Annotated in this window: 11 protein-coding genes and 1 pseudogene; 3 read left to right on the top strand and 9 right to left on the bottom strand. The window is 68.1% G+C overall.

Translation table 11 applies throughout. The features are described 5' to 3' along the window. Positions 1-1,354: polyketide synthase (locus VML93_RS04425; RefSeq protein ID WP_325608071.1), on the bottom strand; the 1,354-nt coding region annotated here is incomplete at its 3' end. Between the two features lie 300 nt (positions 1,355-1,654). Next, positions 1,655-2,005, bottom strand: coding sequence for a hypothetical protein (locus tag VML93_RS04420; RefSeq protein WP_325608069.1), 351 nt, complete (start codon positions 2,003-2,005; stop codon positions 1,655-1,657). Positions 2,006-2,177: 172 nt separating this feature from the next. On the opposite strand from VML93_RS04420, the gene rbpA reads away from it, so the two are divergent. Further along, positions 2,178-2,513 (top strand): RNA polymerase-binding protein RbpA, encoded by a 336-nt coding sequence (gene rbpA, locus VML93_RS04415; RefSeq protein ID WP_067238490.1) that lies wholly within the window; start codon positions 2,178-2,180, stop codon positions 2,511-2,513. A gap of 6 nt (positions 2,514-2,519) precedes the next feature. On the opposite strand, the pseudogene lnt reads toward rbpA, so the two are convergent. The 3 genes and pseudogenes from lnt to VML93_RS04395 all read right to left on the bottom strand — a co-directional run bounded on the left by lnt (position 2,520) and on the right by VML93_RS04395 (position 7,601). Beyond that, positions 2,520-5,503 (bottom strand): annotated as a pseudogene (gene lnt / locus VML93_RS04405) (apolipoprotein N-acyltransferase). Continuing rightward, a complete protein-coding gene (locus VML93_RS04400; protein WP_325608064.1) occupies positions 5,496-7,100 on the bottom strand; it encodes an amidohydrolase in 1,605 nt (534 codons plus the stop codon). Before VML93_RS04400 ends, lnt begins: the two are co-directional and overlap by 8 nt. A gap of 9 nt (positions 7,101-7,109) precedes the next feature. Further along, entirely contained in the window at positions 7,110-7,601 is a 492-nt protein-coding gene (locus VML93_RS04395; RefSeq protein ID WP_325608062.1) for an FxsA family protein, read from the bottom strand. 72 nt (positions 7,602-7,673) lie between these two features. On the opposite strand from VML93_RS04395, the gene VML93_RS04390 reads away from it, so the two are divergent. Beyond that, positions 7,674-8,378, top strand: a complete 705-nt coding sequence (locus VML93_RS04390; protein ID WP_325608060.1) for a dienelactone hydrolase family protein — start codon at positions 7,674-7,676, stop codon at positions 8,376-8,378. Here the strand turns inward: VML93_RS04390 and VML93_RS04385 are convergent. From VML93_RS04385 to VML93_RS04375, 3 genes are read right to left on the bottom strand one after another with little or no spacing between them, the layout of a single operon-like run. After that, positions 8,375-9,241 (bottom strand): type 1 glutamine amidotransferase domain-containing protein, encoded by an 867-nt coding sequence (locus VML93_RS04385; RefSeq protein WP_325608058.1) that lies wholly within the window; start codon positions 9,239-9,241, stop codon positions 8,375-8,377. The genes VML93_RS04390 and VML93_RS04385 overlap by 4 nt on opposite strands. A 5-nt stretch (positions 9,242-9,246) precedes the next feature. Then, complete coding sequence (locus VML93_RS04380; protein WP_325608055.1) at positions 9,247-9,633, bottom strand: PPOX class F420-dependent oxidoreductase; 387 nt, start codon at positions 9,631-9,633, stop codon at positions 9,247-9,249. Between the two features lie 27 nt (positions 9,634-9,660). Further along, positions 9,661-10,218: a TetR/AcrR family transcriptional regulator gene (locus VML93_RS04375; protein WP_325608053.1), complete on the bottom strand. Its 558-nt coding sequence runs from the start codon at positions 10,216-10,218 to the stop codon at positions 9,661-9,663. Between the two features lie 105 nt (positions 10,219-10,323). Between VML93_RS04375 and VML93_RS04370 the strand changes: the two genes are divergently transcribed. After that, the gene (locus VML93_RS04370; RefSeq protein ID WP_325608051.1) at positions 10,324-10,779 is read left to right on the top strand and encodes a nitroreductase/quinone reductase family protein; all 456 of its coding nucleotides are present in this window, start codon (positions 10,324-10,326) and stop codon (positions 10,777-10,779) included. A gap of 80 nt (positions 10,780-10,859) precedes the next feature. Here the strand turns inward: VML93_RS04370 and cobN are convergent, their stop codons facing one another. After that, complete coding sequence (cobN, locus tag VML93_RS04365; protein ID WP_325608049.1) at positions 10,860-14,432, bottom strand: cobaltochelatase subunit CobN; 3,573 nt, start codon at positions 14,430-14,432, stop codon at positions 10,860-10,862. Positions 14,433-14,979 lie beyond the last annotated feature (547 nt).

Raw genomic sequence — 14,979 nt, 5'->3', positions numbered from 1 at the left:
CGATCACGTGCGCGTTGGTACCGCTGATCCCGAACGACGAGATCCCGGCACGACGCGCCCGGCCATCGACATTCCAGGGCCTGGCTTCCGTCAGCAATGACACCGAGCCGGCCGACCAGTCGACGTGCGGACTGGGCGCATCGACATGCAGCGTCGCCGGCAACGTCTTGTGGCGCATCGCCTGCACCATCTTGATCACCCCGGCGACACCCGCGGCGGCCTGTGTGTGACCCATGTTCGACTTCACCGAGCCCAACCAGAGCGGCTCCGCCCGGTCCTGACCGTAGGTCGCCAACAGCGCCTGCGCCTCGATCGGATCACCCAGAGTGGTTCCGGTGCCGTGTCCTTCGACCACGTCCACGTCGGCGGCCGAGAGACCGGCATTGGCCAGGGCCGCGCGTACCACCCGCTGCTGCGACGGGCCGTTGGGCGCGGTCAGCCCGTTGGAGGCACCGTCCTGGTTGACGGCCGAACCCCGCACCACCGCCAACACGGGATGGCCCAACCGTTGCGCGTCCGACAACCGCTCGACGACCAGCATGGCGCCGCCCTCGGACCAGCCGACCCCGTCGGCCGCCCCGGCGTACGCCTTGCACCGGCCGTCCGGCGCCAGCCCCCGGTGCCGGCTGAACTCGATGAAAACCGTGGGTGTGGCGTTGACGGTCGCGCCGCCGGCCAGGGCCAGGTCGCACTCCCCCGTCCGCAGCGACTGTACCGCCATGTGCAACGCCACCAACGACGACGAACACGCCGTATCCACCGACACCGCCGGGCCCTCCAGCCCCAACACATACGACACCCGACCCGAGGCGACGCTGGAGGTCATGCCGGTCAGCCGATAGCCCTCGATCTCCTCGGCCAACATGCCGTAGCCCTGGACGATGAGGCCGGCGAAAACCCCGCTCGCGCTGCCGCGCAACCCGGTGGGATCGATCCCGGCCCGCTCCAACGCCTCCCACGACAACTCCAGCAACATCCGGTGCTGCGGGTCCATCGCCAGCGCCTCGCTGGGCGCAATACCGAAAAAGGCCGCGTCGAAGTCCGCGACCCCGTCCACGAAGCCCCCGGTGCGTGCGTAGGTCTTGTGCCGCGCGTCGGGATCCGGGTCGAACAGACCGCCCAGGTCCCACCCACGATCGGTCGGGAAATCGGTCATCACATCCCGGCCGTCGGCCACCATCTGCCACAGGCGCTCGGGGCTATCGACTCCGCCGGGAAAGCGGCACGACATGCCGACGATCGCGATCGGCTCGCTCGACCGCTCCAGCAACGCCCGATTGGTGCGCTTCAGGCGCTCAACCTGAACCAGCGCTTTGCGCAACGCTTCGGTTGCGTGCTGGAGTTGATCACCCATCACTACCTCGCCTAACCCTCACCAAAATTCGCCGCATCCGACCCGGGGCGTGCGGCTCTCGCCGGGTCACGAAGGTTGCTGCACGCAAAAGTCGTGCTGCTCGCCGACCCAAGAATCTCGCTGGTGAGTATGGCTAACTCCGGCGGGATTTCAAAACGTCCGGTACTCCCAGCTTCCACGCAAGGAACCGGCGCGGCTCACGCGCCGAGGGAGTCGGTGCAGGCCGGCGCGTTCTGCACCGGCCCCGCCATCCCTGGCGCGACTGTACCCGGCAACGCGTCGACCGAGTTCATGCGCCGTTCAGACGGCGACCCGGCGCCACCCGTCGGCGGCCCTGGCGGCCTGGACCAGCGCATCGCACAGCTCACGTAGTTCGGTTGCCCCGGCTCCCTCGTCGAGCGCGGTGGCGACGTCCTCCGCGGCGCATCGCACCTGGTAGACGCGATCCGACAGGTCAGCCGCATCGTCCGCCGACAGCACCACCGCATCGGCGGGGAGCGCGCCCGCCACACCCCGGGTGATCAAGGCCCGCTGCTCATATGCGCGCTGCCGGCAGGACTGCCGGCAGTACTGGCGGCGACGGCCCATTCCGGCGTCGGTCACGTCTCGGCCGCACCAGCGACACGGTTGGGGACGGGCAGGACGGGTCACGCCTGCCGACTTTAGTCCGCCGGGCACCGCGATCCCGGTATCATTAATGGTCGCGTCGCAGCGCACCCGGAACCCGACCGGGAACTGCGCAGGCCACCGGAACGTTTGCCAACCGAAGAGAATCCCCAGTACGCGAGCCCAAGAGCTCACAGGACCATAAGGAGTAACGCCGATGGCAGATCGAGTCCTGAGAGGCAGTCGGCTCGGAGCCGTGAGCTATGAGACCGACCGCAACCATGACCTGGCACCACGACAGATCGCGCGGTACCGCACCGATAACGGCGAGGAGTTCGAGGTTCCCTTCGCCGACGACGCCGATATCCCCGGCACCTGGCTGTGCCGCAACGGCATGGAAGGCACCCTGATCGAGGGTGACCTGCCCGAGCCCAAGAAGGTCAAGCCGCCCCGTACGCACTGGGACATGCTGTTGGAGCGCCGCACGGTCGAGGAACTCGAAGAGCTGCTCAAGGAGCGCCTCGAGCTGATCCGGTCCCGCCGTCGCGGCTGATCGCGTTTAACGGGCCTGGGCGCGCGTCGCCCGGGCGCGGCTGAGCCTGCCCTCGACTCCCCATCGAGTGACTTTGATCAGCGCTTCGCGGATGTTGGATCCGCTCATCTTGGACACGCCGAGTTCGCGCTCGGTGAAGGTGATCGGGACCTCGACCACGAGGAACCCGTTGTTGATCGTGCGCCAGGTCATCTCGATCTGGAAGCAGTAGCCCTTCGAGTCGACGGTGTCGAGGTCGATGGCCTCCAGCACTTCGCGCCGGTAGGCCCGGTAACCGGCGGTGATGTCGTGGACGCCGATGCCGAGCGCCATCCGCGAATAGGTGTTGGCCGTCTTGGACAAGGCCAGGCGCCGCCAGGGCCAGTTTCGTACCGCGCCGCCGTCGACATACCGCGAACCGATGGCCAGGTCGGCCCCGTTGTCGATGACGTCCAGCAGCCGGTGCAGCTGCTCAGGCGCGTGGCTGCCGTCGGCGTCCATCTCGACGAGCACCGAGTACTCGCGGCTCATGCCCCACGCGAAGCCCTCCAGGTATGCCGCGCCCAGGCCGTTCTTCGCGGTCCGGTGCATCACGTGGGTGCGCCCTGGTTCGGCCTGTGCCAGCTCGTCGGCGAGCTGACCGGTGCCGTCAGGGCTGTTGTCGTCCACGATGAGCAGGTGCACGTCGGGGCACGCGTCCCTGAGGCGTCGATGAATCAGCGGCAGGTTCTCCCGCTCGTTGAAGGTGGGGATGATCACCAGGACGCGCTGGCCGGTGGTCATGTGTCTCCTTTGTGTCGCGGGGAATAACGCGGCTGTCGGCCGCCCCTGTGGTGCCCGCCCTTGATGTGCGGAGTGTAGTCACCGCCCGGATCGGGCGGAGTGTGGTCTTCGGGCGCATCTTCGTCACCCTCGGATGAGCCCTCGGACGCGCCTTGGGGCAACGGACCTGAATCTTCAGGTCCGCGCCGCGGCGTACCGGAGTCGTCGGAGTCGTCGGAGGACCGGGACCGCAGGAGACGCATCCTTGAAATCGCCAGCGGGAACCATCCATTCTGCCGTATCGCGACGAGAATGATCGCTCCGGCGGCCGCGACCAGCAGCAACTGCACGATCGGGGCCCAGCGGGTCGCCGGGGTCAGCCCGGTCTTCAGGCGCACCTGGTTGTCCAGGTAGGCGGGAACGAAGAAGTCGGTGCGGACCAGCTCGCCGCCGTCGGGGGCGATGACCGCGCTGATCCCGGTGGTGCCGGCGACGACGACGTATCGGTCGTGCTCCACCGCCCGAATTTTGGCGAAGGCCAGCTGCTGTTCGCTCATCGTCTTGTTGAAGGTGGCGTTGTTGCTGGGCACGGCCAGCAGCTGGGCGCCGTTCAAGACTGCCTTTCGGGGCTCGCGGTCGAAGATCACTTCCCAACAGGTAGCCACCCCGACCGGCACGCCGGCGATCTGCACGACGTCGCGGTTCGGCCGCGGCACGATATGCCCGGCCCGGCCGGCATACCCGGACAGATGCCGGAAGAGCCACGGCATGGGCAGGTACTCGCCGAACGGCTGCACGATTTCTTTGTCATGACGGTCGGCGGGTCCGGTGATCGGATTCCAGACGATCACGGTGTTGGTGAATTCGGGGTTTTCTTCCGTGCGACCTGGCACGTCGAGGATGGTGCCGATCAGGATCGGCGCGTTGATCGCGTCGGCCGCCCGCGAGATCTGTTGACCGGCGTCGGGGTTGACGAGCGGGTCGATGTCGGAGGAGTCCTCGGGCCAGATCACGAATTGCGGTTGCGGTGCGGCTCCCCTGTGCACGTCCTCAGCCAGCCGCAGCGTCTCCTCGACGTGGTTGTCCAGTACGGCGCGACGTTGCGCATTGAACTCGAAACCCAGCCGGGGCACGTTGCCCTGCACCACGGCCACGTTGACCGGGGGTTCGCCGCCGGCTCCCATGCCCGAGTGCCGCACGCTCGGCCAGACGACGATGGCGGCCAGCAGCACCAGGCAGATGCACACCCCGGGCAGCACCACCGCCGGCGGCGCGGGAACAGCCTCCGGGGCTTCCGGGACTTCTGAGGCGTCCGGGGCTTTTGGGGCGCGCAGGGCGCCGGAGATGCCAGCCACCTGACCCCCAGTCCGGAACCACGTCACGATCTCGAGTGCGATGGCGGTGAAGCTGCATCCGACCAGCACGACTCCCGTTGAGAGCAACGCGACGCCGCCGAGCTGGACCAGCGGCAGCAACGGACCCGCGCCCTGACCGTAGGCGACCGACCCCCAGGGGAAGCCGCCGAACGGGAAATTCGACTTCAACCACTCCTGCGCGGCCCACACCACCGCGAACCACAACGGCCAACCCGGCACCCTGCGCACGCAGACGGCGAACAGGCCGAACAGAGCGGGATACAGCGCCTCCATTGTCGCCAGCACCAGCCACGGCACGGCCCCCACCAGGAGGCCGACCCAGGGCAGCAACGGCAGGTAGAAGGTCAATCCGAACAAGAACCCGTAGCCGGCACCACCCACCAATGTGGTGGCGGGCCGGGTCAGGACCCAGGCCAGTAGCGCGAAGGCGACGACGGCGCCCCACCACCAGTTCGTCGTCGGGAAGCTGGCGAGCAGAAGCAAGCCGGCCAAGACGGTCACCACCAGCCGTGGCAGGCGCGGCACCAGCGCGGCCTTCACGGCCGGCCAGCGCGCCACTACCGCGCCGCGCAGCCGGTTCGCACTGGTCGGGCGTGGCGTCAGCCGCTCGTCGAGGCTGCGGCGGGACGCGGCGGCCAGCCGGTCGGCCAGCGTCGGGCTCGCCGCGGTCAGCAGATCGGCCAGGCTGGGAAGCGGGTGAGCTTCCTCTTCCTCTTCGTCGTCGGCGTCGTGCTCAATCCGCTCGGGTTCGGTGTCCTCGGTGACCACCGGGATCTCTGGCGTGGTTATCGGGTCGTCGTCCTCGAGATCGGTCTGGCTGGGCTCGGCCGGCCGTGCCCGCCGACCAAACTTGCCGACCCATGTCCTAGCCATAGATGACAGCGCCCCGATGCACTGTTTGACGGCAACGCGGCAACGCGTCCGTCGGGCCGAGCCGCGGCAACGCGGGCACCCGGGAACGCGGGTCGGTGGACCAACGCTGGACCGCGTCGCGCGGTGCAGTGACGTCGAGGACGCCGGCGTCCCACACGGCGTAGGAGGCGGGTGCGCCGGGTACCAGGGTCCCGGTCTTGCCGTCCCGGACACCGCCGGCCCGCCAGCCGCCACGGGTGGCGGCGGCGAACGCCGCCCGCGCCGACACCGCGCTGCCCGGCGTGCGGTGATTGACCGCTGCGCGCACCCTCGCCCAGGGGTCGATACCTGTTACCGGGGCGTCGGAACCGAGCGCGAGTGGCACGCCTTGGGATGCTAACAGCGCCAGGGGGTTGAGTTCGCTGCCTCGATCAATACCCAGGCGACGGGCGTACATGCCGTTGCCGCCGCCCCACAGCGCATCAAAATTCGGCTGCACGCTTGCGATGACGCCCCACGCGCCCAGCTTCGCGGCCTGATCGGCGGTCACCATCTCCAGATGCTCCAGGCGATGCCCACAGCGAGCCACCGCAACCACGCCGAGCTTGGCGACGACACGCTCGAAGGCGGCGACCGCCGCCGACACCGCGGCATCGCCGATGACGTGGAATCCGGCGGTCACCTCCGCCTCGGTGCACGCGCGTATGTGTGCCTCGATCGCGTCCGGGTCGAGGTAGCAGGTGCCGGTGCGGTCCGGGGCGTCGGCGTAGGGCTCGTGCAGCCAAGCTGTTCGCGACCCCAGGGCCCCGTCGACGAACAGGTCGCCGGCCAGCCCGCTGGCCCCGGTCTGGTCTATCAGCGTGCGGGCCTGTGCGGGTGTGGTTACCGCCTGGCCCCAGTAGCCGATCACCTCCACGCCGTGATCGAGGGCCCGCACCGCCAGCCAGTCGTCGAGCCCGCCGATCTCGGGGCCGGCGCATTCGTGCACCGCGACGATGCCCGCCGCGGCGAGGGCGTGCAGCGCGGCGGCCCGGGCTTCGGCCAGCTGCCCGGCAGTCAGCAGGTCACGGGCGACGCCCCGGGCCAGGTGGTGCGCATCCGACGTCAGCGGCTGCTCGGCGCTGAAACCGGCCGCCGCAGCCAGCCCGGCAACCCGGTTGCGCAGCCCACTCGAGGCGAGCGCGGAGTGCACGTCGACGCGGGCCAGGTAGGCGGGCCGGTCACCGAGCACGGCGTCCAGGTCGGCGGTGCCCGGCGGGATGTTCTCCGGCCACCTCGACTCGTCCCAGCCGTGCCCCCAGATCGGCTGGCCCGGGTGGGCGGCTGCGTAGTCGGCGACCATCTGGACGCAGTGCGCGGGTGAGCTGGCCGGGCGCAAATCCAGGCCGCTGATGGTCAGGCCGGTCGCGCTCAGGTGGATATGGCTGTCGACGAATGCCGGCGCCACGAAGGCGCCGTCGAGATCCGCGATGTCGGCGTCCGGGAACTGGCTGCGGCCGACGTCATCGCTGCCCAGCCACGCCACGACACCGCCGCGCACCGCCATAGCGGTGGCGTCTGGGTGTGTCGGGCTGTGTATCCGGCCGTTGACCAGCAGCTTGGTAGGAATCTCGGTCACACCGCAAAACTACGGGGCGTGGTGAGTCTGGACTTGCGCCGGCGGCAAGACCTCGGGCTCGACGTCTATGACGTCGATAACCTCGCCGTCGATGTAGTCACGGTCATCGCGCATCCTCAAATCGGTGATCAGCGGGATCCGCTTTTCGAATCCACGCACCGCCATCGCCGCCAGTGCGGGGCGGGCGAGGGCCCGGACGGGCGGCGCCAGCAGCAGCATCCCCAGAATCGTGGTGACCGGCCCGGGCACCAGAACCAGGACGGTGGCCAGGGTGACCGCCGCGCCGTCGCTCAGCGCGCTGCTCGGTTCCTTGAGGCCGGATCGCAGCTGCGTCAGTTGTGCACTGATCTGGCGCCCGGCCACCGGAGCCCACACGACGACACCCAGAAAGAAGCTGGCCAGCAGCGCCAGCAGCGTCCAGCCCCACCCAATCGTCGCCACCAACGCAGCCACTGCCGCGAGCTCGAGGAGCGCGTAGATGAGCAACAGCCGCCTGACCATGTACCGCCAACGTGCGTGCCCCGAGGCCAAGTTCCCTGGAGACCCGAGGCGCGGCTGCAGTTAGATGACGATATGACGACGATTGAGTTCGATACCCCCGACGGATTGATTGACGGGCTGCTGAGTGTTCCTCCGGGGAAAGGTCCGTGGCCGGGTGTGGTGGTGATTCACGACGCGATCGGCTACGGCCCGGACATGGAGTCGAACAACGACCACATCGCCCGGGCGGGTTATGTGACGCTCACTCCGAATCTGTTCGCACGGGGCGGCCGCGGCCGCTGCATCACCAGAGTGATGCGCGAGCTGCTGACCAAACGAGGCCGTGCGCTTGACGACATCCTTGCGGCCCGCGACCACCTGCTGGGCATGCGGGAATGCACGGGGCGGGTAGGCATTGCGGGCTTCTGCATGGGCGGCGGGTTCGCGCTCGTGATGTCGCCCCAGGGGTTCGGCGCTTCCGCACCGTTCTACGGGACACCGCTCCCGCGCCACCTGAGCGAGACGCTGGACGGGGCCTGCCCGATTGTGGCCAGCTTCGGGGGCCGCGACCCGCTGGGGTTCGGCGCGGAGAGCAAACTGCGCAAGACGACTCAAGCGCTGAACATCACCACCGATATCAAGACCTACCCCGGCGTCGGGCACAGCTTCGCGAACAAGCTCCCGGCCCAGCCGCTGCTCCGCATCACCGGCTTCGGCTACAACGCCGACGCGAGCGAAGACGCATGGAGCCGAATCTTCGCGTTCTTCGGCGAGCACCTGGGGGCGGTGAAACGTTAGGACATGAGCTCGCGCAGCTTTTGAGACAACGCCGTCGCGAAGGTGTGGGTATCTCCCGGCCAGCGGGCCGACACGTAGTTGCCGTCGTCGACGACGAACGCCGGTCGTGAGTCGGTCGCGGTGTCGCGCACCATTCCCGAGGACTTGAGCCGCCATCCTGGCGATCCGTGCGCGACGTCGCAGAAATCCGATGGGTTTCGCAGCGCCCGGGTGACCTCCGACTGCACCGACATGTACCCGCCGGGCTGGCCGGGCTCCTCGGTGTAGGTGCGGTAGTAGTCACGATCCCAGAACCGGGTGATACGGGTGAGCCGCCACGCGGTGCGCTCCAGCGCCCAGGTGAGCGCCGTGGTCTTGCGCCCGTACAGCACCGAGCGGCTGGTGCCGGGATCGACGCTGCGAGCCAGCAGCAGTACACCGTGGCAAATCGCGGCCACCAGCATCTCTTTGGCGAAGGCGTCCACGACGAGGCGTTGCAGTATGTCGCTGTCGATGTAGCTGCGCATGCCGCGGGCCCGGTGGCCGCCGGGCAGCAGCAATGCGTCGACGTGATCAAGTGTCACCTGGGCCCAGCTGACCGGGTGGCTAAATTCGTTGGACTGCAACATTTCCTGGTATGCGCGACGGCCGTCCTTGTTCGCCCGCAGCGCCAGTCCGATGATCGGGACCGCGCCCAGCACCGGCAGCGCGGACCAGATGTCCAAACCTCGCCCGGTCACCATGATGTCGTCGGCCTCTCCGGCCGCACCGCTTTCGGTGGCAAAGATCACCTGGTGGCCGTTGTGGGTCAAGACGCGCCAGCTGACCGCGACCTCGGTGGGGTCGAAATCGCGGTCCGGAATCGGGATGAGGACGGTGCCCATCGGCGTCAGCTTTGGGCGACTCTGAGTTCGAGGCCGACGTTGTTTTCCATGCCGCCGCGCATCTTGCTGAACAGGTTGAATACCTTGCCCACGACGCCGTAGCGCTTGCCGATCGCGTCGTAGACGGCCCCGTTGTGCGATTTGTCGAGGATGGCCGCGGTGCCTTCGACGGCGTCGCTCTTCGCGCGTCCGCGTATGTCGCAGACGGCCATCGTGACACGTGGCGTGTTGCGGATCCGCTTGACCTTCCAGGCCTTTCCCTCGGTGATGACCAACAGCCGGTCCCCGTCGACTGCTGCCCAGATCGGCGTGGGCTTGGGTTTGCCGTCTTTGGTGAAGGTGGTCAGCAGGATGTATTGGGCCGTGGCCAAGTCGGCGAAAGTTGGTGTCACGGGTGCCAACCTACCCGGCGAGCGCAGCTACGGCCTTACCGCAACCAGGGTTGAGAGCACCCGGTTGGCGCGTCGTAGTGGAGTGGGCGACCGTTGCGCCACCGACATGATGACCGCGCCTTCGATGGTGGCGACCGCGGTCGTGGCCAGATCGGCGGCCGCTGATTTCTCAACACCGGCTTCACGCAGCAGCCGGGCCAACAGGTCCTCCCAGCTGCTGAAAGCCGCCGCGGCGGCGTCGGCGGCCGCCGGTGCCTCCGAGCGGGCTAGCGTCGCCGCGACGATCGGGCAGCCCGCGGTGTAGTCACTGTCCGCCAGCATCTGTTCCCACACCTGCATGAAGGCCGCCAGTGTGCGCGCGGGGTCGGCGTCTGCCACGCAGTTCTCGATGGCGGCGGTGAGCTCGGCGCCGGCGGCGTTGGTTGCCGCCTCCACGAGGTCAGGTTTGCCGCCGGGGAAGTTCAGATAGAGCGTTCGGCGCGCCAGGCCGGAGTGGTCGAGCAATGCCGATACGCTCGCGCCGGCGACTCCGACACTACGAATGAGCGCAATTGCGCTGGTAATCAAGCGCTCTCGTGCAGCCATCGGCCCTTCCTCGACTTCGTAGCACTCCGCACCGCTTGCGGTATACCGATTATTCTACTAACTTGGGCGATTGTAGACCGGTCGATCTACTTTTGGAGGCTGATCATGGCAGGAAACAACACCGACACCGGGAATGCCGCGGTGCGGAAATTCCGCCGAGAGCGCATCATTGGTCGCTACCTGGCTAATCCCACCGTGGCTTTCCTGAGCCGTCTGGGGGTGCGGACGACCTTTGCAACCGAGCTCGAGACGACGGGACGAAAGTCGGGGGCACGCCGGCGCGTTCCGGTTTCCGCCAAATTCGACGATTCCGGCGCGTGGGTGATTTCCCAACATGGGCGCCGCTCGGGGTGGGCCTTCAACATCGAGTCCGATCCGAAAGTGCTTATCCGGCAACGGAACCGGTGGCGTTCCGGGATCGCCCGGTTCGAACCCGACGACGACCCGGCGCTGCGCGCGAGCACCTTCGCGACGTCGCGGCTGCTGGCCCCCGTCGTCCGCGCCACGTTCCGCGCGCTGCAGTCTGACCCGATCAGCGTCCGGATCGACTTCACCGACTGAGGGGACTGACCCGCGAGCAGACGCAGAATCGCACGCGGAAGACCTTCTGCGTGCGATTCTGTGTCTGCTCGCGAGGGGACCTAACCCTCCAGGTCGCCTTCGGTTTCCAGCAGCGCCTGGCGCAGGCCGTCGAGGGTGTCGGGCCGCGGCTCCGCCCACATGCCGCGGCCGGCCGCCTCCAGCAGCCGTTCGGCCATCCCGTGCAGCGCCCACGGGTTGGACGCGGCCATGAACTTGCGGTTCTCCGGATCCAACACGTAGCTCTCGGTGAGCTGTTCGTACATCCAGTCGGCCATGACCCCGGCGGTGGCGTCGTAGCCGAACAGGTAATCGACGGTCGCGGCCATCTCGAAGGCGCCCTTGTAGCCATGCCTGCGCATCGCGGCCATCCAGCGCGGATTGACCACGCGGGCCCTGAACACCCGGGTGGTCTCCTCGGACAGCGTGCGGGTGCGAATCGCGTCGGGCCTGGTGTTGTCGCCGATGTAGGCGGCAGGCGCCTGGCCGGTCAGTGCCCGCACCGTGGCGACCATGCCGCCGTGGTACTGGAAGTAGTCGTCGGAGTCGGCGATGTCGTGCTCGCGGGTGTCGGTGTTCTTGGCGGCCACCACAATCCGCCGGTATTGGCGGTTCATATCTTCGGTGGCAGGCCGACCATCCAATCCTCGCCCGTAGGCGAAGCCGCCCCATGCGGTGTACACCTGCGCGAGGTCGGCGTCGTCACGCCAGTTGCGGCTGTCGATCAACTGCAACAGCCCGGCACCATAGGTGCCCGGTTTGGATCCGAAAATCCTTGTGGTGGCTCGCCGTTGGTCGCCATGCTGGGCCAGGTCGGCCTGGGCGTGCGCGCGGACGTAGTTGTCGTCGGCGGGTTCGTCGAGGTCGGCGACCAGCCGCACCGCGTCGTCGAGCATCGTCACGACATGAGGGAAGGCGTCACGGAAAAACCCGGAGATCCGCACCGTCACGTCGATACGCGGGCGGGCCAGCTCGGCCAGCGGGATCGGCGTCAGGCCGACCACCCGCCGCGACGCGTCGTCCCAGACCGGCCGAACACCCAGCAACGCAAGAACTTCAGCGATGTCGTCACCGGAGGTGCGCATCGCCGAGGTGCCCCATACCGAAAGCCCGACCGACTGCGGCCACTGCCCGTGGTCCGCGCGGTAGCGGGCCAGCAGTGAATCTGCCAGTGCCACACCGGCTTCCCATGCCAGCCTGGACGGCACCGCCTTGGGGTCGACGGAGTAGAAGTTGCGCCCGGTGGGCAGCACATTGATCAGGCCGCGCAGCGGTGACCCCGACGGCCCGGCGGGGATGAACCGGCCGTCCAAAGCTTTGAGTACCTGCTCGATTTCAGCGGAGGTGCCGGCGAGCCGAGGCACCACCTCGGTGGCCGCGAACCGTAGCACGGTGGCGACCGCGGGGTTATCGGTGAGCCGGTCGGCCGCAGCGGGGTCCCAGTCGGCGGCCTGCAGTGCTGCCACCAATTCCCGGGCCGCGGCCTCGACCCGGTCCACCGACGAGCGATCGTCCGTGCCGTCCTCGGCCAGACCCAGTGCCTGGCGCAAACCGGGCATGACGTGCTCGCCGCCAAACAGCTGACGGGCCCGCAGGATGGCCAGCACCAGGTCGAGTTCGTCCTCCCCCGTTGGCCGTTGGCCAAGAATGTGCAGGCCGTCGCGGATCTGGACGTCCTTGATCTCGCACAGCCAACCGTCGACGTGCAGAATCATCTCGTCGAACGAGTTCTCTTCCGGCCGCTCGGTCAGGCCCAGGTCGTGATCCATCTTGGCGGCCCGGATCAGTGTCCAGATCTGCTGGCGGATGGCGGGCAGCTTGCCGGGGTCCAGTGCGGCGACGTTGGCATGCTCGTCGAGCAGCTGCTCCAAACGGGCTATGTCGCCGTAGGTTTCGGCCCGGGCCATGGGCGGGATGAGGTGGTCGACGAGTACGGCGTGGGCCCGCCTCTTGGCCTGGGTGCCCTCGCCGGGGTCGTTGACCAGGAACGGGTAGATCAGCGGCAGATTACCCAGGGCGGCATCGGCTGCGCAGGCCGCCGACATGCCCAGCGTCTTTCCGGGTAGCCATTCCAGGTTGCCGTGCTTGCCCAGATGCACCAGGGCGTCGGCGTTGAAGCCGACATCCAGCCAGTGGTATGCGGACAGGTAGTGGTGGCTGGGGGGTAGGTCCGGGTCATGGTAGACGGCAACGGGGTTGTCGCCGAAGCCGCGCGGCGGCTGCACCATGAGCACGAGGTTGCCGGCTTGCATTGCGGCGATGACGATTTCGCCATCCGGGTCGTTGCTGCGGTCGACGAACAACTCCCCCGGCGGCGGACCCCAGTGCTGTGTCACGGCGTCGGCGAGCTCGGCGGGCAGCGTGGCAAACCACTCGCGATAATCCTTGGCGGACAACCGGATCGGATTGCCGGCCAGTTGTCCTTCGGTGAGCCAGTCCGGGTCTTGTCCGCCGCGTTCGATCAGCGCATGGATGAGCGCATCCCCGTCGCTGGACTCGACGCCGGGCAGGTCGCCGACTTGATACCCACGCTCACCCATCGCGCGCAGCAGCGCCACCGCGCTCGCCGGGGTATCCAGTCCGACCGCGTTTCCGATGCGGGCGTGTTTGGTGGGATAGGCCGAAAACACCAGCGCCACCCGCTTGTCCGCGGGGGCGACGTGGCGCAGCCGCGCGTGCCGGACGGCCAGGCCGGCCACCCGGGCGCAGCGCTCCGGGTCGGCGACATAGGCGATCAACCCGTCGTCGTCGATCTCTTTGAACGAGAACGGAACTGTGATGATGCGGCCGTCGAATTCAGGCACCGCGACCTGGCTGGCCACGTCCAGCGGGCTGAGTCCGTCGTCATTGCTCTGCCACTGCTCACGAGGGCTCGTCAGGCAGAGGCCTTGCAGGATCGGAATGTCCAGGGCCGCAAGGTGTTCGACGTTCCAACTGTCGTCATCACCGCCGGCTGAGGCGGTAGCCGGCTTGAGTCCGCCCGCGGCAAGCACGGTGACCACCATGGCGTCGGCGTCGGCGAGTCGGTGCAGCAGTTCTGGTTCGGCGGTACGCAGCGAGGCGCAGTAGACCGGCAGTGGCCGGGCGCCCGCGTCTTCGATCGCCTGGCACAGCGCCCCCACGTATGCGGTGTTGCCGGCCAGGTGCTGCGCGCGGTAGTAGAGCACCGCGATCGTCGGGCCTTCGTTGCCGGCGGCATCCCGCTGCAGCACGCCCCAGGTCGGAGTGACCACCGGCGGCGTGAAGCCGAAGCCGGTCATCAGCACGGTGTCCGACAGGAACGCGTGCAGTTGGCGCAGGTTTTCCACACCACCGTGGGCCAGGTAGATGTGGGCCTGCACGGCGGTACCGGCCGCCAGCGTGGACAGACCGGTCAACTCGGCGTCGGCCGCCTGCTCGCCGCTGACGAGGACGGCCGGCACACCGCTGGCCAGCACCGTGTCGATGCCGCTCTGCCAGGCGCGGTAGCCGCCGAGGATGCGGACCACCACGATGGCAGCCTCAGCGAGCAACTCGGGAAGCTCTGTGTCGGCTAGTCGCGACGGGTTGGCCCACCGATAGTTTTTTCCGCTGGAACGCGCGCTAATCAGGTCGGTGTCGGATGTCGACAGCAGCAGGATGATCGGCTCAGGCACCTACCATTCGTACCGCAGTGGGGCTCGGTGCGAACGCACCGACCGGCAGGTCAGCCGCCACCGCCGCCTCCGCCGGCGCCCGCGCCATACGCCACCAGTCATAGTCGGAGTCATACGCCGGTGCCGGTGCCGGCGCGGGCGGGGCGGCTGTGGTGGATCGGTGGGTGGCGCCAGCACAATCGACGTGCCGCCGCCCTCGGGCATCGCGAGCAGCGAAATGCTCACGCCGGCTGCCGGTATCGCGATCAGTGCTCCCGCAACCGCCATCTTCGCGATGCTGCTGCGGACGCCGGACGACGCATTGACTCTGCGCTTGTGCAGCGCGCCGCTCGGACTTCGCCGCCCACACCGCAGAGTCAAACCCGGGGCGCTGGTGCGGACGCCAGACGACTTTGGGCGGTTCGGCATTACAGCGGTTTCGATGAGTGCTGATCATGCCTCGGCTAGCGTGAAGCGATGACATCCGCATCCGTCGCAGGAAAAGTCATTGCAGTCACCGGTGGTGCCCGTGGAATCGGTCTCGCCATTGCCACGGTGCTGCACGGTC

It is taken from the genome of Mycobacterium sp., from assembly GCF_035499775.1.
Lineage (GTDB): Bacteria > Actinomycetota > Actinomycetes > Mycobacteriales > Mycobacteriaceae > Mycobacterium.
This window is presented reverse-complemented; position numbering and strand designations above follow the sequence as displayed.